Genomic DNA, 18,697 nt, shown 5'->3' on the forward strand with positions numbered 1-18,697 from the left:
GGTGACCCTGCAATGGAACCCCGGTACCTGAGAAAGTTCCAGAGCGCCATCATGGGCCGTGATCGGCTATTGTGCCGTTCCCCCCCTCTATATACTAGGGACCGCCCCCTCGCGGAATCCAACAATGAGCCAACACTATCAGTACGATGTTCTGGTGATCGGCAGCGGTGCTGCCGGTTTGACCTTAGCGCTGACGTTGCCGGACCACCTGCGCATTGCCGTTCTCAGTAAGAGCGAGCTTGCCAGCGGCTCGACCTTCTGGGCCCAGGGCGGAGTGGCTGCCGTGCTGGACGATGCGGACACGGTGGACTCCCATGTCGAGGACACCCTGATCGCCGGTGCCGGCCTGTGCCGCGAGGACGCGGTCCGCTTCACCGTCGAACACAGCCGCGAAGCCATCCAGTGGTTGATCGAGCAGGGCGTGCCCTTCACCAGGGACGACCAGACCGCGCGCGAGGACGGGGGGTTCGAATTCCACCTGACGCGCGAAGGCGGGCACAGCCACAGGCGCATCATCCATGCCGCCGACGCGACCGGCGCGGCTATTTTCAACACCTTGCTGGACAAGGCCAGGGCGCGTCGCAACGTGGAACTGCTCGAACAGCGCGTCGCCGTCGACCTGATCACCGAACGCCGCCTCGGCCTGCAAGGCCATCGCTGCCTGGGCGCCTATGTCCTCGACCGCGCCAGCGGCGAAGTCGACACCTATCACGCGCGTTTCGTCGTGCTGGCATGCGGCGGGGCCTCCAAGGTCTATCTCTATACCAGCAATCCCGACAGTACCTGCGGAGACGGCATCGCCATGGCGTGGCGGGCGGGCTGCCGCGTCGGCAACCTGGAGTTCAACCAGTTCCACCCGACCTGCCTCTACCATCCCCAGGCCAAGAGCTTTCTGATCACCGAAGCCGTGCGGGGCGAAGGCGGCCTGCTCAAGCTGGCCAATGGCGAACGCTTCATGCAGCGTTTCGACGAACGCGCGGAGCTCGCTCCACGGGATGTCGTCGCGCGGGCCATCGATCACGAAATGAAGCGGCTCGGCGCGGATTGCGTCTACCTCGACATCAGCCACAAGCCGGCCGACTTCATCAAGGCACACTTCCCCACCGTGTATGAGCGTTGTCTGGATTTCGGCATCGACATCACCCGCCAGCCGATTCCGGTGGTGCCCGCCGCCCACTACACCTGCGGCGGCGTCGTCGTCGACCAGCAGGGGCAGACCGACGTGCCCGGCCTCTACGCCATCGGGGAAACCACCTTCACCGGCCTGCACGGCGCGAATCGGATGGCCAGCAATTCGCTGCTGGAATGCTTCGTCTATGCCCGCTCGGCGGCCGAACACATCGTCTCGCGGTTGCCCGACGTGCAGATGCCAACGGGTCTGCCGAGCTGGGACGCCAGCCAGGTCACCGACTCCGACGAAGACGTGATCATCGCGCACAACTGGGATGAGCTGCGGCGCTTCATGTGGGACTACGTCGGCATCGTCCGCACCAACAAGCGCCTGCAACGGGCCCAGCACCGCGTACGGCTGCTGCTCGACGAGATCGACGAGTTCTACAGCAACTACAGGGTCAGCCGCGACCTCATCGAGTTGCGCAACCTGGCCCTGGTGGCCGAACTGATCATCCGTTCGGCGATGCAACGCCACGAAAGCCGGGGCCTGCACTACACCCTGGATTACCCGGAACAGGCCGCCGAGGCCCGAGACACTATCCTGACACCGCCCATCTACGGCGACTGAAGCGCAGCCGCACCCGCAAGCGGCGGTGCTCCCGGGGCTCGAGCGCATCCGACGCCACACAGAGCCCACGCACTCTGCGCTGGCCCTCGAGCTGGAAGCGCAGCACCACGGCGACGGGCAGCGCAAGGCTGTCCGGGCGCAACCGCACGCTCACCCAGCCCTCGCGCGCAGACCATAGCTGCCAATTTTCGCCGTCGTGGCGCAGGCCGGTGAAGGCGGCCGGAGAAGTGAGGAAAAGATCGCGCGGCCCGCTAAGCAGGGCGTGACAGCAGCAGAAACACAGGCCGAGCCCGATTGCCCAGGGCGGCAGATCGCTGATCGCCAGGGCGATCCAGGCGAGGACCTGCAATGAGAGATAGAGCGCCATCAGGCGCCGCGAGGGCCGCCAGTGGCATTCGAAGACGTCACTTGGGCTGGACACGATCCAGGATCATGCGAACCATGCGTTTGAGATCGGCGTCTTCCGGCTCGCCGCGCTGCATGAACCAACCGAACATGTCCTGATCCTCGCACTCCAGGAGCTTGCGGTAGCGGGCCTGGTCGTCTGCCTCGAGGTCCGCATACACCTCGCGGACGAAGGGGACCAACAGCACGTCCAGCTCCAGCATGCCGCGACGGCTGTGCCAGTAGAGGCGGTTGAGTTCTGTAGCATCGGCCATCGGAGGCTCCTTGAGCGCGACCCTTTTGAGTAGGCCGGCATTATAGCGATGCCGGGCCGCTGGCCGCACCCGCTGACAAGCCGGGAAGGCGGCTCTATGATGACGCCTCAGTCATCTCCCAGCGACCGCCAATGGCTCATTCCGCGTTTTTCTGCCCCCTGACCCACGAAGGCCTGCTCGCCGTCCGCGGCGTGGATGCCGCCAAATTCCTCCAGGGCCAAGTGACCTGCAACCTCAATTACCTCACGGCCCACGAGAGCAGCCTCGGCGCACGTTGCACGCCCAAGGGGCGCATGCTCTCCAGCTTCCGTATCGTCGCCGAGGAAGACGGCTTCCTTCTGGCGATGGCCCATGAACTGCTCGAAACCCAACTCGCGGAACTGAAAAAATACGCGGCCTTCTCCAAGTCGCGGCTGGACGACGAAAGCGCCGCCTGGGCGCGCTTCGGCCTGTACGGCGCCGACGCCCTGCTCGACGAGCTGGAGCTGACCCCTGGCGCCGAAGCGGGCCAGGTGGCGCGTGCGGGGCGGACATTGGCCATCCGCCTGGACGCCCGGCGCATCGAGCTCTGGACGCCGATCGCCGAGGGCGAGGCCCTGCGCGCTCGCCTCGACGCGAGCCTGCCGCAGGCGCCGCTGAACGACTGGCTACTGGGCCAGGTACGCGCCGGGGTCGGACAGGTTTTCGGCGCCACCCGGGAAATGTTCGTCCCGCAAATGATCAATCTGCAGGCGGTCGGGGGCGTGAGCTTCAAGAAGGGTTGCTACACCGGCCAGGAGATCGTCGCGCGCATGCAGTACCTGGGCAAGCTCAAGCGCCGCCTGCATCGCCTGGCCGGCACCGGGGACATGCAAGTCCCGCCGGCGGCCGCCACTCCCCTGTTCTCCCCGGTGCATGCCACCAGCGTGGGCGAGGTGGTGCTGGCCGCGTCCGCGGAGACCGGGGTGGAACTGCTCGCGGTGCTCCAGGAAGACGCCGCGGCCGATGGGCGCATCCATCTCGGCAGCCCCGAGGGCCCCGCCTTGCAACGCCTGGAACTGCCCTACACCCTCGACGCGGACCGTGAAATCCAGCGCTAAGACCTACACTGAGCGGGCGACGTCCCGCCGAGAGATCCGATATGAGCAAGCTTGCCGAGAAAGTCCAAGAGGAACTGATCCGCGCCATCGACAACGATGAGCTGGTGCTGCCGACCCTGCCGGAGGTCGCGCTGAAGGTGCGCGAGGCGGCGGAGGACCCCGAGATCAGCATCGCCGCCCTGGCCCGGGTGATCGGCAACGATGCGGCCTTGACCGCCCGTATCGTGAAGGTGGTGAACAGCCCCCTGCTGCGCACCAACAAGGAAATCACCGACCTGCAGATGGCCATCAGCCGCCTCGGGATCAACTACACCTGCAACCTGGCCACCGGCCTGGCCATGGAGCAGATGTTCCAGGCCACTTCCGACGTGGTCGACAGGAAAATGCGCGAGGTGTGGAACAAAAGCACCGAAATCGCCGGCATCAGTCATGTTCTTTGCCGCCAGTTCACCCGCCTCATGCCCGACCAGGCGACCCTCGCCGGCCTGGTGCACCAGATCGGCGTCCTGCCGATCCTCACCTATGCCGAGGAACACAACGAGTTGCTGGCCGACTCCATCAGCCTCAACCACGTCATCGAGAAGATTCACCCGATCATCGGCGACAAGATCCTGCGCACCTGGGAGTTCCCGGAATTGATCGCCGCCGTGCCCAGCCAATACCTGGATTTCACCCGGGATACGCCGAAAGTCGATTATGTCGACATCGTCCAGGTTGCCACCCTGCAGAGCTACCTGGGCAGCGAACACCCTTTCACTCAGATGGACTGGTCGCAGATTCCGGCCTTCGCCAAGCTCGGCCTGGACCCGCAGGTGGACATGCAGGCCGACGAAGACCTCTCCGCCGCCATGGAAGCGGCCATGAGCATGTTGAAATGACCGCCGGCAACCGGGCACGGTAAGCCGGCGCTTCGGACCGGACCGAGGCGGCCACCGGGCGACTCGTCCGCGCACAGGGATCGGCGACGGCGGTGAGGGATCACCGCCCAGGAACAGGCCTCGCATGCGACCACTCCTTCTCTGGCTCGCCCTGAGCTTCGTGGTCCCGGCGCAGGCCGAAACCATCAGCTTGACCAACGGCGAGTGGCCGCCCTACTTCGGCCAGGACCTGCCTCACCATGGCGTGGCCTCACGGATCGTCGAGGAAGCGTTTTCTCGCGAAGGCATCGCCGTGCGGTGGGAGTTCTATCCTTGGGCGCGTGCGCTGCACCTGGCCGAACGCGGTCAACGCACCGGCACTGCTCTGTGGCTGCGCTCAGCGGAGCGCGAACGGGCCTTTCACGTCAGCGAGCCGGTGCTCGAAAGCAGCTACGTGCTGTTCCACCGCCGGGATTTCCAGTTCGACTGGAGCAGCCTCGACGACCTGTACGGCCTGCGCCTGGGCGGCAGCCTCGGCTACGACTATGGCGACGCTTTCGAGCGGGCGGAGCGCGAGGGCCGCTTGCACATGAGCCGCCTGCGAAAGGACCGCCAAGGGCTGGATTTGCTGGTCGCCAAGCGCATCGACGTGTTTCTCCTGGACCCCGTCGTCGGTCGCCATCTTCTTCGCAATCAGCTGGACAGCACCGCACGGGCCACCCTGACCTACCATCCGCGCGCCCTCAAGGTGGATAGCCTGCACCTGTTGCTGTCGCGCCAGGTTCCCGGCAACGCCGAGCTGCTAGCCCGCTTCAACCGGGGCCTCGCCGCGCTACGCGCCAGCGGCGAGCTGGATCGCTACCTGCAGGAGTTGCAGCGCCCCCTCGCCGAGCGCTCCCGGGTCGGTCCGGAAGGCGCCTGTACACGTTGATGCGCCGCCGATGCCGGCCCGAACCTTGAGCACGGTGATCCAAGGAAGCGTCTTCGTCGACCTGCCTCGCCCCTTCGCCGACGGCATGCGTGCAGCGCCGGACGCGTGTGGCCGCTCCAGCAGCGTCGGTGGCCGGCCCGGCCGCGACGGCGGGAACCTCCGTTTCGCCGGCCCAGTCAGAACCCTCGAGCCCCGTGATCCTCCCTTACCGGGGTTCCGGCCCGCCGCGCCTGGATGGCGCCTCCCTGGATGCCCCTATGCCCGTACCGGATGTACGCCTCGTCAAACACCTGTTGCTGTGCCTGGGCCTGATCCTGGCCTCGGCCTGCACCCGCCTCGATCTCGCCTACCGCAATGTCGACTGGCTGGTGCCCTGGTCGCTGCGCGACTACGCCGACCTGGACAAGGCCCAGAAAGGCCGCCTGGACGCCAGCGTCAAACGCCACCTCGCCTGGCACTGCGCTCACCAGTTGCCGGCGTACGTCGATTGGCTGGGCCGGGCCCGGGACCTGAGCCAGTCCACGAAGGTCGATCCCACCCAGGTCGCCGCCCAGTTGCGGGAGATGCGCGAGGCGGTGCAGGCGGTCGCGGTGCGCATCACCCCGGATGCCATCGAGCTGGCACGCAGCCTGAGCGACGATCAGGTGGCGCAGATCGGCGTCCGACTCGACGAGGATCGCCGCAAATGGCAGGAAGACTACCTCGATCCGCCGGTGCAGGAACAGATCGAAGCCCGCGCCAAGCGCATGCAGAAACGCCTGCAAGGCTGGTTCGGCCGTTTGACCCCGGAGCAGCGGCAGCGGGTGCTCGCCTGGTCGACCGAATTGGGGGCTCAGAACAGCCTGTGGCTGGGCAATCGGGAAAACTGGCAGAAGCATTTGCGTGAGGCCCTGGCCCGCCGCGCGGACGCCGACTTCCCGGCCCAACTGACCGAGCTGCTGCAAAACCGCGAGCAGTTCTGGAGCGAGGCCTACCAGGCGTCCTTCGAGCATTCGCTGCAGGCCTTCGCCAGCCTGCTCGCCGATCTGCTCAACACCGCCGAACCCGAGCAACGCGAGCACCTGCGCCAACGCCTGGACGAACTGCGCCAGCGCTTCGCCGACATGCCTTGCACCGCCTAGGTTCGGCGCGATCAGGTGGGAAATGGCCAGAACCCGATGGCGCCCAGGCCCATGCATTGAAGTGCCTGCGCTCAACGAGCTTAGTGAGCGCGACTCGGCGTGCCGGCCACACCACGTCGGCCGAGCCTCTCATCGAATTCCACCGGCCCTGGCTAGACCATTCGCGCGGGAATCCGTACCGGCCCGCCCCTCAGATTTCCGGCAGGCGCCAGTCGATGGGCGGCAAACCCTGCTGTTCGAGGAATTTGTTGCAGCGGCTGAAATGCCCGTTGCCGAGAAACCCTCGATGCGCCGACAACGGCGAAGGGTGCGCCGAGCGCAGGATCAGGTGCTTGGTGGTGTCGATCAACCGCTCCTTGCTCTGCGCATGGGCGCCCCAGAGCAGGAACACCAGACGTGGCCGTTCGCGGCTGACCACTTCGATCACCTTGTCGGTGAAGAACTGCCAGCCCTTGGTGGCATGGGAACCGGCACGCGCCTGTTCCACGGTCAGCGAGGTGTTCAGCAACAGCACGCCCTGCTCGGCCCAGTGCTGCAGGCAACCGTGTCGCGGCGGGTCGATGTTCAGGTCGCGCTTGAGCTCCTTGTAGATGTTCTGCAAGGAGGGCGGCACCGGCACGCCCGGTTGTACCGAAAAGCACAGGCCATGGGCCTGGCCGGGACCGTGGTAGGGGTCCTGGCCGAGGATCACCACCTCGACCTTGTCCAGGGGAGTCGAATTGAGCGCGTTGAAGATCATCGGCCCCGGCGGGTAGATCACCTTGCCCGCGGCTTTCTCCTGCAGCAGGAACGCCCGCAGTTCATGCATATAGGGCTTGTCGAACTCCTCGCGCAGGGCGTCCTTCCAACCCGGTTCGAGTTTGATACGATCGTCGCTGGTGGTCATGGCGCAACCCGTCTGTACATGGCCGCCGCACCCTAGAAAAGCCCGTCCGGCTTGTCAATCCAAGAGTCTCGCCCGGTTCATGAACAGCACGCCCCCGCCTTCCGCCGACAGCCTGCGCTTCGCCCTCTACACGCGCTTCCTCAAAGGCGAGGCGAAGATCCCGCAGATGCCGGAAAACGCCCTGCGTATCCGCCGCCTGCTGGACGACCCGCGTACCTCCCTGGAACACCTGAGCCGGGTGATCAATGGCGACCCGCCCCTGGCCGCCTACCTGATGCAGTTCGCCGACAGCCCCTTGCTGAAGAGCGCCCGCGCCTGCAACAGCCTGCGCGACGTGCTGGGTCGCCTGGGCACGCTGCGGCTGAACAACCTGATCCTCGGCTTCAGCGTACGCAACCTGTTCATCAGCAAGGAGCTGCCGTTGCAGAAGGTCTTCCGCGCCCGCTGGAAAGCCTCCCTCGAACGCGCTGCGTACTGTGCCTGCCTGGCCGCGCGGGGCAATCTGGTGAATGTCGACGACGCCCTGCTGGCAGGCCTGCTGCAAGACATCGGCAGCTTGCCGCTGCTGGCGGAACTGGAGCGCTGGCCGGAATTCCCCCGCGACGAGCCGGCATTGCAGGCGCTGTGCAACGAGCTGTCGGGACCGGTCGGGGTGGTGATCCTCACCGCCTGGAAACAAACGCCGGCGATGGTGGAGGTCGCCCGCCAGCGAACCGACTGGGCTCGCCAGCACCCCGTCGCCGACCTGGCCGATTTGGTGCAGGTGGCCAGCCTGTTGCAGTGGCAGCCCCCCGCCAGCGCGCCCCCGGTGTTGCAATCGCCCGCCTTCCAGCGGTTGTTCCCGGAGGTCGGCGAATCCGCCGACGCCCGCGCCGCGCTGCTCGGGCAACTGGCGGACGACGCCACGCTGTGGCTCAAGCTGCTCGGCGCCAAGGCGCCCGCGAGAGCCGCCCGCCCAGCCTCCTGAGCCCCGCGCCGCGTCGATCGCCTCCTGCGGCAGGCGCGCGCCCCTCTGGCACCGCTCCCCCCGCTGGGCGCGAATCGGCAGAACGGCCCGGCCTCCCGCGCGGTCAAGGTTAAAGACACCCGCTGCGCGAGGCGCCTGGCGCATCCCGCCGCGGCGAATTCGACTCCCAGGCGGCGAGGCCCCATGGACTACCCACTCGATCACCCACGACGACTCCGTGCGGAAGACGCCCGCGTCTTCGCCCGACAGGAACTGGCGCCCCACGCCGACGACTGGGACCGCGACGGACACTTTCCGATCAAGACGCTGGCACGCGCCGCCGAACGCGGCTATCTCGGCCTGCTGGCGAGCCCCGAGCGGGACGGCCAGGGCCTGCCCATGCTCGACAGCCTGCTGGTGCTGGAAGCCCTGGCAGGGGGCTGCGCGGCGAGCGCCATCTTCATCGGCCTGCACAACCTGGCCCTGTGGACGCTGGAAAACTTCGCCGAACCGGCGCTCAAGGCCCATTGGTCGCCGCGTCTGGCCAGGAGCGAACTGCTGGCGAGCTACTGCTTCTCCCCGACCGTGCCGGTGCCTGCGCAGGGCGAAACCGGGCTGAGCGCACGCCGCGACGGCGAAGGCTATCGCCTGGACGGCTGCCTGGAACGGGTCTGCGGCGCCGGCGCCTGCGACGTGCTGATAGTCCAAGCGAGGCTCGCCGGCAACGACGATGGCGCTTCCTCGTCCTTCCTGCTGCCGGCCGGCCTGGATGGCCTGGGCTACGGCGCGGAGGCCGCGAAAACCGGCTGGCGAGCCCTGCCGATCCGCTCCGTCCGCCTGGAAAACCTCTACCTGCCGGCCGACCATCGCCTCGGCGCGGAAGGCCAGGGCGCGCGGCAGGCCCAAGCGGTCATTCAGCGCGCGCACCTGCTCGAGGCCGGCGTCGGCCTGGGTACCGCCCATGGCGCCCTGGCCCTCACCCTGCGCCATCTGCGCGAGCGGCGTCAGCCGGGGCGACCCCTGGCCGGGCTGGAACCGACCCACTCACCGGTGAGCGACCTGTACGCCGGGCTCTGCGCCAGCCGCCAACTCGTTCACCTCGCGGCCCGGCGCCTGGACGAACACCAGCCCCAGGCCGCGCTGGCTTGCGCCCTGGCCGCGCGTTTCGCCGGCGCACGCAGCCGGGCGCTGTGCGAGGAGGCCGTGGGCCTGCACCAGCGCTACGGCTACCTCGCCGACCACAGCCTGGAGCGCCATGTCCGCGACAGCGCCATGGCCCTGGGCATCGACACGGACGCAGCCGCTCTGGAAACGGAAATCGCCGGGTTGTTCCAGGCGCAGGAAGAACCCCTCGAATAGCGTCCCGTGGAGCGTTACCCTCGGGGATCGCGGGCTCGCCAGCGGGCCCGCATTCCACCGGCGCGCGCGGCCAAGTCCGAGCGGCGCGCGCGACGTCACGACCAGGAGGAAAACCATGAACACGGCCGTCGAAGCCTATACCCCCGGACCGTTCGACCTGACCCACAAACTCACCGTGGAAAAGCACGGCCACACCGCCCTGCTGACCATCAATCACCCGCCCGCCAACACCTGGGACCGGGAATCGCTGATCGGCCTGCGCCAGTTGGTCGAGCACCTCAACCGCGACGATGACATCTACGCCCTGGTGATCACCGGGCAAGGCGAGAAGTTCTTCAGTGCCGGCGCCGACCTCAAGTTGTTCGCCGACGGCGACAAGGCCCGCGCCCGGGAAATGGCGCGGCGCTTCGGCGAGGCCTTCGAGGCGCTGCGGGACTTCCGCGGCGTGTCCATCGCCGCGATCAACGGCTATGCCATGGGCGGCGGCCTGGAGTGCGCCCTGGCCTGCGATATCCGCATCGTCGAGCGCCAGGCGCAACTGGCCTTGCCCGAGGCCAGCGTCGGCCTGTTGCCCTGCGCCGGCGGCACCCAGGCGTTGCCCTGGCTGGTGGGCGAAGGCTGGGCCAAGCGCATGATCCTCTGTGGCGAACGGGTCGATGCCGACACCGCGCTGCGCATCGGCCTGGTGGAGCAGGTGGTGGACGCCGGCGAAGCCAGGGGCGCCGCCCTGTTGCTGGCGGCCAAGGTGGCCCGGCAGAGCCCGGTGGCGGTGCGCGCGATCAAACCGCTGATCCAGGGCGCCCGCGAGCGCGGGCCGAGCGCCTGGCTGCCGGAGGAGCGCGAGCGCTTCGTCGACCTGTTCGAAGCCGAGGACACCCGCGAAGGGGTCAACGCTTTCCTGGAAAAACGCGACCCGCACTGGCGCAACCGGTGAGCCCGACCCTCGCGCGCTGCCGGCAACCCGTGCCGACCGGCGTCGGCCGGGAACCCGGGTCGCCGGCGCGCCGAGGACGCGACGAGCGCCCGGTGACGTCGCCGCGGAAACGCCGACGATCCGCCATCACCGGATGCGCGCAGCCGGCGCTCGCCGCCGTCCCTATCCTTTTCGCCAAGGGCGCATCCGCGCGCCCGGAGAGTCGCCCATGAACCTGCATTTCGAAGAACGCCCGGCCCAGGATGGCATGCGCCTGGGCATCGCCACCCTGGACGCTCCAGCCAGCCTGAATGCCCTGACCCTGCCGATGATCCAGGGCCTGGACAGCCGCCTGGTGGCCTGGGCCGAGGACCCCGGCATTGCCTGCGTGGTCTTGCGCGGCAACGGCGACAAGGCATTCTGCGCCGGCGGCGACGTGCGCAAGCTGGTGGAGGCCTGCCGTCAGCACCCGGCGGAGGTGCCGCCGCTGGCGGCGCGCTTCTTCGCCGACGAATACCGCCTCGACCATCGCATCCATACCTATCCGAAACCCCTGTTGTGCTGGGCCCACGGCCATGTGCTGGGCGGTGGCATGGGCCTGCTGCAGGGCGCCAGCGTGCGCATCGTCACGCCCAGCAGCCGCCTGGGCATGCCGGAAATCAACATCGGCCTGTACCCGGACGTCGGCGCCAGCCGTTTCCTTTCGCGCCTGCCCGGCAAGCTCGGCCTGTTCCTCGGCCTCACCGGCAGCCCGATCAACGCCCGCGACGCCCTCGACCTGGATCTGGCCGACCGTTTTCTACGGGACGATCAGCAGGAACGCCTGCTCGACGGACTGGTGCAGCTCAACTGGCAGGAGCGCCCGCGGGCGCAGGTCGACAGCCTGCTCAAGGCCCTGGCCCACGAGGCCCGCGCGGCCTTGCCGGACGCCCAGTGGCTGCCGCGCCGGGAACGCCTGGACGAGTTGCTCGACGTAACTGACGCGGCCTCCGCCTGGCACGCCATCCTGGGGTTGCGCGACGATGCCGACCCGCTGCTGGCGCGCGCGGCCAAGACCCTCGCCGGCGGCTGCCCGGTGACCGCGTGCCTGGTCTGGGAGCAGATCCGTCGCGCCAAGCCGCTGTCCCTGGCCGAGGTGTTCCGCATGGAATACGCCATGAGCCTGAACTGCTGCCGCCATCCGGATTTTCCCGAAGGGGTTCGCGCGCGCCTGTTGGACAAGGACCAGGCGCCGCGCTGGCACTGGCCGGATATCGACAGCGTGCCCGGCGCGGTGGTCGAGGCGCACTTCGAAGCGACTTGGGACGGCCCGCACCCGCTGGCGGACCTCTAGCCCGCTCGCGGAGGCCGGGCGGTCGCCTCAGCGTTCGCGCAGGGCTTCGGCCTTGGCGCGGATGATGGGCTTGAGCAGGTAGCTGAGAATGGTCTTCTTGCCGGTGATGATGTCCACCGTGGCGACCATCCCGGGGATGATCAGCAGCGGGTGCTCGTCGGTCCCCAACTGGCTGCGGTCGGTGCGCAGCTTGATCAGGTAGAAGCTGTTGCCTTCCTCGTCGGTGACGGTGTCCGCGCCGATCTGTTCGAGCTTGGCCTGCAGGCCGCCGTAGATGGTGTAGTCATAGGCGGTGAACTTGACCACGGCCTGCTGGCCGGGATGCAGGAAGGCGATGTCCTGGGGACGGATACGTGCCTCCACCAGCAGGTTCTCGCCCAGGGGCACGATTTCCACCAGGTCGCTGCCCGGCTGGATCACGCCGCCGATGGTGTTCACCAGCAATTGCTTGACGATCCCGCGTACCGGCGAGGTGACTAACGTCCGGCTGACCCGGTCCGACAACGCCTTGCCGGTGGCCTCGGCCTTGCTCAGGTCGGTGCGCGCCTCGTTCAACTGGCCGAGGGCCTCGCTGCGGAACCGGCTGCGGGTCTCCTCCACCTTGCGTTCCACTTCCTTGATCGCCGCCTGGGCGCGCGGAATCGCCAGGCTGGTGGCGTCCAACTGGCCACGGTTCTCCACCTCGGCGCGCTTCAGACGCAGCACTTCCACACGGGAAATCGCGCCCTCGGCCACCAGCGGCTCGGACATCTCGATCTCCTGGCGCAGCAGCGCCAGGCTATGGCGGTACTGTTCCTGCTTGGAGACGAACTCGCGCAACTCCTGCTGGCGTTGCACCAGTTGTTGCTCGATGCCCGCCACCTCGTCCCGCAACTGCTGCTGGCGGCTCTGGAACAATGCCTCCTCGCTGGCCGCCAGACCCGGCGCGGAGGTTCGCGCCGCCTCGGGGAACTGCAACGGGCGCCCCTCCACTTCGGCGGACAACCGCTCCACCCGCAGCAGCATGGCCAAGCGATCGGCCTCGGTCTCGCCGACATTGGAAACGAACCGGGTGTCGTCCAACCGCAACAGCGGATCGCCCGCCTCCACCACCTGCCCTTCGCGGACGAACAGCTCGGCGACGATGCCGCCTTCGAGGTTCTGCACCTTCTGCAATTTCGACGAGGGGATCGCCTTGCCGTCGCCGCGGGTGACCTCATCGATCACCGCGAAATGCGCCCAGCCGAACATGAACAGGAAAAACGCCAGGAGCACCCAGATGGTCGCCCGCACCAACCGTGGCGCATCCTCCATCAGGGCTTTCTTCACCTCCGGCAAGGGTTGCCCGGCGAGGGCTTCGCGCGCGGCGAAATAGCCGGACTGGCCGGCATCGCGGTCGATCTTGCGGACCTCACGAGACACTGATCTGCCCCTTCTTCAAAGCTTCCATGACCGTGGCCTTGGGGCCGTCGGCGATGATCTGGCCCTTGTCGACGATCACCAGGCGGTCGACCAGGGAGAGCATGGACGCCCGATGGGTCACCAGCAGCAGGGTCTTGCCGGCGATCACCGCCGCCAGGCGCTGCTTGAGGCGTTCTTCGCCGGCGTTGTCCATGGAACTGGTGGGCTCGTCCAGCAGCAGGATCGGCGGGTCGAGCAGCAGCGCGCGGGCCAGGGCGACGTTCTGCCGCTGGCCGCCGGACAGTTGCTGGCCGCGCTCGCCGACCGCCAGCTCGTAGCCCTGGGGGTGCAAGCGGGCGAATTCGTGGACGCCGGCGAGTTCCGCGGCCTGCAACACCAACTCGTCCTCCACGTAGCGCGCGCCGAACATCAGGTTGTCGCGCAGGGTGCCGCTGAACAGGTGGATGTCCTGGGGCACGTAGCCGATGTTGTGGCGCAATTCGCTGACGTCGAGCTGGCGGATGTCCACGCCGTCCACCAGCAGGCTGCCGCCGTCGGGCTGGTACAGACCGATCAACAGCTTGGCCAGCGAGCTCTTGCCGGAACCGCTGCGGCCGATGATGCCGACCTTTTCGCCCGGACGGATCACCAGGCTGACGTCCTTCAGCGCGACGTTCTGCTGGTTGGGGTAGGTGAAGCTCATCCCACGCAGTTCGATGGCGCCCTGCAGGTGCGGACGGGTCAGGGGCCGCTCGTCTTCGTGGCGTTCCTGCGGCAGGTCCATCATCTGGTCCACCGAAGTCACGGTCAGGCGGGCCTGCTGGTAGCGGGTGATCAACCCGGACAGCTGGCTCAGGGGCCCCAGGGCCCGGCCGCTGAGCATGTAGCAGGCGATCAGACCGCCCATGCTGAGGTTGCCGTCGATGATCTGGTAGACGCCGCAGACGATCAGCACCACGCCGGCCAGCAACTGGATCAACTGGGTGACGTTCAGCGCCAGGCTGGAAAGCATGCGCGCGCGCAGTTCCAGGCGGCTGAGGGTGCCGATGGTCTGCTCCCAGAGGTACTGCCGTTCGCTTTCGGCGTTGTTCGCCTTCACCGCGTCCAGCCCGCTCAAGGTCTCGATCATGCTCGACTGGCGCTCGGCGGCCAGGGCCATGGTGCGCTCGATGGTCTCGGCCAGGGAACGCTGCAACAGCCAGCCGATCGACGCCGCCAGGGGGAATGCCAGCAGCGGCACCCAGACCAGGTAGCCGCCGAGCAGGCCGATCACCAGCAGGACCAGCAGGGTGAACGGCAGGTCGATCAGGCTGGTGAGCGTCAGCGAGGCGAGGAAATCCCGCAGCGTCTGGAACTCATGGATGTTCTGCGCGAAGCTGCCGACCCGCGCCGGGCGGTGCTTCATCGCCATGCCGAGGATTCGCTCGAACAGGGTGGCGGAGATGATCAGGTCGGTCTTCTTGCCGGCCAGGTCGAGGCACAGGCCGCGCATGGTCTTCAGCAGCAGGTCGAACACATAGGCGCCGGAAATGCCCACCGCCAGCACCCAGAGGGTCGCCGCGGCCTGGTTCGGCACCACCCGGTCGTAGACGTTCATCACGAACAGCGGGGCGAACAGGCCGATCAGGTTGATCAGCAGGCTGGCCGCCACCGCGTCCAGGTACAGCCAGCGCGAGCGCTTGAGGGTGTCGCGGAACCAGGAACGGGTGCGCGGGATGAGGTTGCCCTGGCGCAGGTCGAACTTGTGCTGCGGCTGAGCGAAGAATACCCGGCCGCTGTAGTCCTCGGCCAGCAACTCGGCGCTGACCCGCGCCACGCCGCCCTCGCTTTCGCTGAGCAGCAGGCGCGCCTGGCCATCCGCCTCCCAACCCAGCAATACCGCGCTGCGGCCGCCCTTGAGCAACAGCAGCGCCGGCAACGCGATCAGCGGGATCTGCTCGAGGCGCCTTTGCAGCAGGCGCCCTTGCAAGCCCGCGCGGGCCGCCGCGCGGGGCAGCAACTCCGCGCTCAGGCGCTGCGCCGGCAACGGCAGGCCGGTGGTGAGCATGGCGCGGCTGGCGGGTTTCTGATGCAGGACGCACAGCGCCAGCAGGCCATCCAGCAACGGGTCGTCGTGCTGCGCGCGGGGATCATGGTTGACGTGCGTCGGGCTGACTTCTGGTTCCACGCGGGGACACTCGGGTTGACGGTTGAGGGCAAGCGATCAATTCAGGCCGGGCAGGCGCACCTTGGTCTTCACTTCGTTCTGCACCACGGTGGCCATGGGCGCGACCACGCCCTGGCTGCGCAACAGCTCGCCCATGGTCGCCTTCAGCCGATACTGGCTGAACAGCTCGGTATAGGCCACCTCGGAGAGCCGGCGCTGAGCGGTGAAGCGTTCGTTCTCGCTGTCGAGCAGGTCCAGCAGGGTGCGGTCGCCGAGGCCGAACTGCTTGCGATAGGCCTCGCGGACCCGCGAACTGTAGTCCACGTACTGCTGCGCGATGGGTTTCTGCTGGCGGGCGTTATCCAGGGCGTTCCAGGCCAGGCCGAGTTCTTCGTTGAGCATGCGCAGGGCGTTGTTGCGAATGTCCAGCGCCTCGTTGACCTGGTAGGACTTGGCCTCCAGGTCGGCCTTGTGGCTGCCGCCGGCGAACAGGTTGTAGCGCATGCGCAGCATCGCCTGCCATTCGTTGCTGTGACCCGGCTGGCCGTCGATGTCGTTATCCGCGGTGCGCGACAGCTCGGCATCGAAACGCGGATAGAAGAAGGACTTGGCGGCATCGTACTGCTGCTCCGCCGCAGCGATGTCGGATTCCGCCGAGCGCAGGGTCGGGTTGTTCGACAGCAACTGCTCGCGGGCTTGCTGGAGGTTCTCCGGCAATTGGCCGGGCACGCCGCTGGGCAGGCTCAGCTCGACCGGCTCCATGCCGACCACGCTGAAGTAGTGGGTGCGCGCGTCCGTCAGGTTGGTCTGCTCGGTCAACAGGTTGTTCTGCGCCTGGGCCAGGCGCGCGTCGGCCTGATCGCGGTCGGCGGTGCTGCCGACCCCTCGCTGGGAGCGCAGGCTGATCTGGTCGAAGATGCGCTGGTGGCCGCGCAGGTTCTCATCGGCCAGGCGCACCAGTTCCTCGCGCTTGAGCACTTCCAGGTAGACCTGTACCACATCCAGGCCGGTGCGCTCAGAGGTGCCCATCAAGGCGTAGGCGCGCGAGTTGACGATGGCTTTCTGCCGGCCAACCTCGCCGGCCGTGGCGAAACCGTCGAAGACCATCTGCTGCAAGCGCAGGCTGGACTCGCTGCGATTCAGGGTTTCCCAGTGATTGCCGCTGCGGCCGTAGCGGGTCGAGGTGTCGTCAGTGCCTTCGCGGCCATAGCCGGCGAGCAGGTCCACCGACGGCAGATAGCCGCCACGCGCCGCGTCCAGCTGGTGATCCGCCGCCAGGCGTCCGTTGATCGCGGCCTGGATCTCGGGGTGCACGTCCATGGCTTGCTGCATGGCTTGTTGCAGGGTCTGGGCCTGCAGCGACAGGCTGGAAAGCAGCAGGAATGGCAGGGAAAAGGAAGCAAACCGGATACGCATCGAAAAGGTGTCCTTCAAAGAAAAAAGCTCCCCGGTAGGGAGCGTCGAAAGGGTGTGGGATCAAGGTGCCTTTTCACGGGGCACGGACGGCCTGGGGAGACTTCGCACGACGGGTGACGAGCGGCTCACAACGGCTCGAATATCAAAGTGACATCAACCGGCGAATTGTTTAGGATGTCGCACAATAGGTCAATAGTTTGGCAGAAAGATACTTTTCGGTTGTCAGCGCCAAATGTTTGACAAAGTAATGACGCCAATTTGCCAACTCGGCGCCACCCCTCTTTCCCACTCGTTCCAACGCCCGCCCCTTCCGGCGGACGCGCTGGCCGCCGCCCGCCGGTCGGCCGCTCCCTGATGACATGAGGTCCTTATGAGCAGCGTTATCGCCATCGTCAAAAGTCTAGTTGGCCAGGTTTTCGCCCTTTCCCCGGACGGGGTGCAGCGTCTTCTGGTCGAAGGCGACCGGCTGTTCAGCGGAGACCAAGTGATGACCGGGGCCGACGGCCGCGTCACCTTGGAGCTGGTCGACGGGCGCATCCTCGACCTCGGCCGCGACTCCCAGTGGAGCCAGGCTGACCTGGAGCCCGCAGCGGCGCCGAGCATCGCCCAGGACGCGCCCTCGGTGGCGGAACTGCAACGGGCGATCAGTGCCGGCGACGACCCGACCCAGACCCTCGACGCCACGGCGGCGGGCCCGGGCGGAACCGCAGCGGGAGCCGGCAACGGCGCCGCGGGCGGCGGCAGCAGCTATGTGATCCTCGAGGCCACCGCCGACCAGGTACAACCGAGCATCGGTTACCCTACGCTCGGCTTGGCCAGCAGCGCCGAGTCCGTCGAAGACACGCCCGCCACGCCCCTCTTCCAGGCCACGGCGCAACCCGTGACGCCGGCAGACGTCGCGCCCACCACCCGCGACCAGACGCTGGCCACCGACGAGGACACGCCCCTGCGCGGCGCTGTCAGCGCCGAGGACGGCAATGGCGACGCCCTGAGCTATAGCCTGGGCGACGCACCGGCCCACGGCACGCTGGTACTGAACGCCGATGGCAGCTTCGTCTATACGCCGGCCGCGAACTTCAACGGCGGCGACCGCTTCACCGTGACGGTGGACGACGGCCAGGGCAACCGCGTGGTCAGCACCGTGGTCGTCGAGGTCGCGCCGGTCAACGATGCGCCGGTCGCCAACCCCGACAGCGCCAGCACCCCGAGCGCCACGCCGGTGACCATCGACGTGTTGCGCAACGACAGCGACGTGGATGGCGACCCGCTGACCCTCACCGGCGCCAGCGCCGCCAACGGCAGCGTCACCGTCAACCCCGACGGCTCCCTCAGCTATACGCCGAACGACGGCTTCAGTGGCACCGACACCATCACCTACGGCGTCGCCGACGGCCAGGGCGGTACCGCCGGCAGCAGCGTTACCGTCACCGTCACCGCGCCGGTGCCGCCGCCCCAGCCAGCCAACACCCCGCCGGAGGCCCGGCCCGACAGCGCGACCACCCAGCAGAATCGCCCAGTCACCGTCAACGTACTGGCCAACGACCGCGACGCCGATGGCGACGCCCTGAGCGTCACCGGCGCCAGCGCTTCCCACGGCAGCGTCACCGTCAATGCCAACGGCACCCTGAGCTACACGCCCGGCAGCGGTTTCACCGGAACCGACACCATCACCTACGGCATCGCCGACGGCCACGGCGGCACCGCCAGCAGCACCGTGACCATCACTGTCACGGCGCCGGCGGGGCCGGCCAACGCTGCGCCCATCGCCACGGCCGACAATGCCAGCACGGCGATCGACACGCCGGTCACGGTCAACGTACTGGCCAACGACCGCGATCCCGATGGCGACGCCCTGACCGTCACCGGTGCCCGGGCCGATCACGGTAGCGTCACCGTCAACGCCAACGGCACCCTGAGCTACACGCCCGGT

General features: G+C 67.6%; 16 protein-coding genes. 10 read left to right on the forward strand and 6 right to left on the reverse strand.

Features of this window, described 5'->3' with window-relative positions; genetic code table 11:
• The first annotated feature begins 124 nt into the window (after nt 1-124).
• A complete protein-coding gene (gene nadB, locus OGL92_RS19390) occupies nt 125-1,741 on the forward strand; it encodes an L-aspartate oxidase (RefSeq protein ID WP_263146808.1) in 1,617 nt (538 codons plus the stop codon).
• On the opposite strand, the gene OGL92_RS19395 is transcribed toward nadB, so the two are convergent.
• Nucleotides 1,710-2,162 carry a protein YgfX gene (locus OGL92_RS19395; RefSeq protein WP_263146810.1) on the reverse strand — a complete coding sequence of 151 codons (453 nt, stop codon included), beginning with the start codon at nt 2,160-2,162 and terminating at the stop codon, nt 1,710-1,712. The genes nadB and OGL92_RS19395 overlap by 32 nt on opposite strands.
• Nucleotides 2,146-2,400, reverse strand: coding sequence for a succinate dehydrogenase assembly factor 2 (locus OGL92_RS19400; RefSeq protein ID WP_263146812.1), 255 nt, complete (start codon nt 2,398-2,400; stop codon nt 2,146-2,148). Before OGL92_RS19400 ends, OGL92_RS19395 begins: the two co-directional genes overlap by 17 nt.
• Nucleotides 2,401-2,531: 131 nt before the next feature.
• Between OGL92_RS19400 and OGL92_RS19405 the strand changes: the two genes are divergently transcribed.
• The 4 genes from OGL92_RS19405 (at nt 2,532) to OGL92_RS19420 (ending at nt 6,388) form a co-directional block, all read left to right on the forward strand.
• Nucleotides 2,532-3,479 carry a folate-binding protein YgfZ gene (locus OGL92_RS19405; RefSeq protein WP_263146814.1) on the forward strand — a complete coding sequence of 316 codons (948 nt, stop codon included), beginning with the start codon at nt 2,532-2,534 and terminating at the stop codon, nt 3,477-3,479.
• A gap of 41 nt (nt 3,480-3,520) precedes the next feature.
• A complete protein-coding gene (locus OGL92_RS19410) occupies nt 3,521-4,357 on the forward strand; it encodes an HDOD domain-containing protein (protein ID WP_263146816.1) in 837 nt (278 codons plus the stop codon).
• A gap of 124 nt (nt 4,358-4,481) precedes the next feature.
• Complete coding sequence (locus OGL92_RS19415) at nt 4,482-5,267, forward strand: transporter substrate-binding domain-containing protein (protein WP_263146818.1); 786 nt, start codon at nt 4,482-4,484, stop codon at nt 5,265-5,267.
• A 257-nt stretch (nt 5,268-5,524) separates the two neighbouring features.
• Entirely contained in the window at nt 5,525-6,388 is an 864-nt protein-coding gene (locus OGL92_RS19420) for a DUF6279 family lipoprotein (protein ID WP_263146820.1), read from the forward strand.
• 190 nt (nt 6,389-6,578) lie between these two features.
• On the opposite strand, the gene ung is transcribed toward OGL92_RS19420, so the two are convergent.
• Nucleotides 6,579-7,274: a uracil-DNA glycosylase gene (gene ung, locus OGL92_RS19425; RefSeq protein ID WP_263146823.1), complete on the reverse strand. Its 696-nt coding sequence runs from the start codon at nt 7,272-7,274 to the stop codon at nt 6,579-6,581.
• Nucleotides 7,275-7,353: 79 nt separating this feature from the next.
• On the opposite strand from ung, the gene OGL92_RS19430 reads away from it, so the two are divergent.
• The 4 genes from OGL92_RS19430 to OGL92_RS19445 all read left to right on the forward strand — a co-directional run bounded on the left by OGL92_RS19430 (nt 7,354) and on the right by OGL92_RS19445 (nt 11,825).
• Nucleotides 7,354-8,241: an HDOD domain-containing protein gene (locus tag OGL92_RS19430; RefSeq protein ID WP_263146825.1), complete on the forward strand. Its 888-nt coding sequence runs from the start codon at nt 7,354-7,356 to the stop codon at nt 8,239-8,241.
• Between the two features lie 183 nt (nt 8,242-8,424).
• The gene (locus OGL92_RS19435) at nt 8,425-9,579 is read left to right on the forward strand and encodes an acyl-CoA dehydrogenase family protein (protein ID WP_263146827.1); all 1,155 of its coding nucleotides are present in this window, start codon (nt 8,425-8,427) and stop codon (nt 9,577-9,579) included.
• Nucleotides 9,580-9,694: 115 nt separating this feature from the next.
• Nucleotides 9,695-10,513, forward strand: coding sequence for an enoyl-CoA hydratase (locus OGL92_RS19440; RefSeq protein ID WP_263146830.1), 819 nt, complete (start codon nt 9,695-9,697; stop codon nt 10,511-10,513).
• Nucleotides 10,514-10,721: 208 nt separating this feature from the next.
• Complete coding sequence (locus OGL92_RS19445; RefSeq protein ID WP_263146833.1) at nt 10,722-11,825, forward strand: enoyl-CoA hydratase/isomerase family protein; 1,104 nt, start codon at nt 10,722-10,724, stop codon at nt 11,823-11,825.
• Between the two features lie 27 nt (nt 11,826-11,852).
• On the opposite strand, the gene OGL92_RS19450 is transcribed toward OGL92_RS19445, so the two are convergent.
• Genes OGL92_RS19450 through OGL92_RS19460 form a run of 3 tightly spaced genes read right to left on the reverse strand, consistent with a single transcriptional unit; the run spans nt 11,853 to nt 16,767 of the window.
• On the reverse strand, nt 11,853-13,205 hold the full coding sequence (locus OGL92_RS19450) for an HlyD family type I secretion periplasmic adaptor subunit (protein ID WP_263146844.1): 1,353 nt from the start codon (nt 13,203-13,205) through the stop codon (nt 11,853-11,855).
• 10 nt (nt 13,206-13,215) lie between these two features.
• Nucleotides 13,216-15,372: a type I secretion system permease/ATPase gene (locus OGL92_RS19455; protein WP_263146836.1), complete on the reverse strand. Its 2,157-nt coding sequence runs from the start codon at nt 15,370-15,372 to the stop codon at nt 13,216-13,218.
• 36 nt (nt 15,373-15,408) lie between these two features.
• On the reverse strand, nt 15,409-16,767 hold the full coding sequence (locus OGL92_RS19460) for a TolC family outer membrane protein (RefSeq protein ID WP_263146839.1): 1,359 nt from the start codon (nt 16,765-16,767) through the stop codon (nt 15,409-15,411).
• A gap of 370 nt (nt 16,768-17,137) precedes the next feature.
• Here OGL92_RS19460 and OGL92_RS19465 point away from each other — a divergent pair.
• Nucleotides 17,138-18,697: retention module-containing protein (locus tag OGL92_RS19465; RefSeq protein WP_263146842.1), on the forward strand; the 1,560-nt coding region annotated here is incomplete at its 3' end.

Source organism: Pseudomonas sp. RIT-PI-AD, from assembly GCF_025642785.1.
Classification (GTDB): Bacteria; Pseudomonadota; Gammaproteobacteria; order Pseudomonadales; family Pseudomonadaceae; genus Pseudomonas_T.

Coding starts and splice junctions, on each gene's coding strand:
- OGL92_RS19410 (WP_263146816.1), top strand. CDS start 3,521: ATGAGCAAGCTTGCCGAGAAAGTCCAAGAGGAACTGATCCGCGCCATC.
- OGL92_RS19445 (WP_263146833.1), top strand. CDS start 10,722: ATGAACCTGCATTTCGAAGAACGCCCGGCCCAGGATGGCATGCGCCTG.
- OGL92_RS19420 (WP_263146820.1), top strand. CDS start 5,525: ATGCCCGTACCGGATGTACGCCTCGTCAAACACCTGTTGCTGTGCCTG.
- nadB (WP_263146808.1), top strand. CDS start 125: ATGAGCCAACACTATCAGTACGATGTTCTGGTGATCGGCAGCGGTGCT.
- OGL92_RS19430 (WP_263146825.1), top strand. CDS start 7,354: ATGAACAGCACGCCCCCGCCTTCCGCCGACAGCCTGCGCTTCGCCCTC.
- OGL92_RS19435 (WP_263146827.1), top strand. CDS start 8,425: ATGGACTACCCACTCGATCACCCACGACGACTCCGTGCGGAAGACGCC.
- OGL92_RS19400 (WP_263146812.1), bottom strand. CDS start 2,400: ATGGCCGATGCTACAGAACTCAACCGCCTCTACTGGCACAGCCGTCGC.
- OGL92_RS19415 (WP_263146818.1), top strand. CDS start 4,482: ATGCGACCACTCCTTCTCTGGCTCGCCCTGAGCTTCGTGGTCCCGGCG.
- OGL92_RS19440 (WP_263146830.1), top strand. CDS start 9,695: ATGAACACGGCCGTCGAAGCCTATACCCCCGGACCGTTCGACCTGACC.
- OGL92_RS19460 (WP_263146839.1), bottom strand. CDS start 16,767: ATGCGTATCCGGTTTGCTTCCTTTTCCCTGCCATTCCTGCTGCTTTCC.
- ung (WP_263146823.1), bottom strand. CDS start 7,274: ATGACCACCAGCGACGATCGTATCAAACTCGAACCGGGTTGGAAGGAC.
- OGL92_RS19405 (WP_263146814.1), top strand. CDS start 2,532: ATGGCTCATTCCGCGTTTTTCTGCCCCCTGACCCACGAAGGCCTGCTC.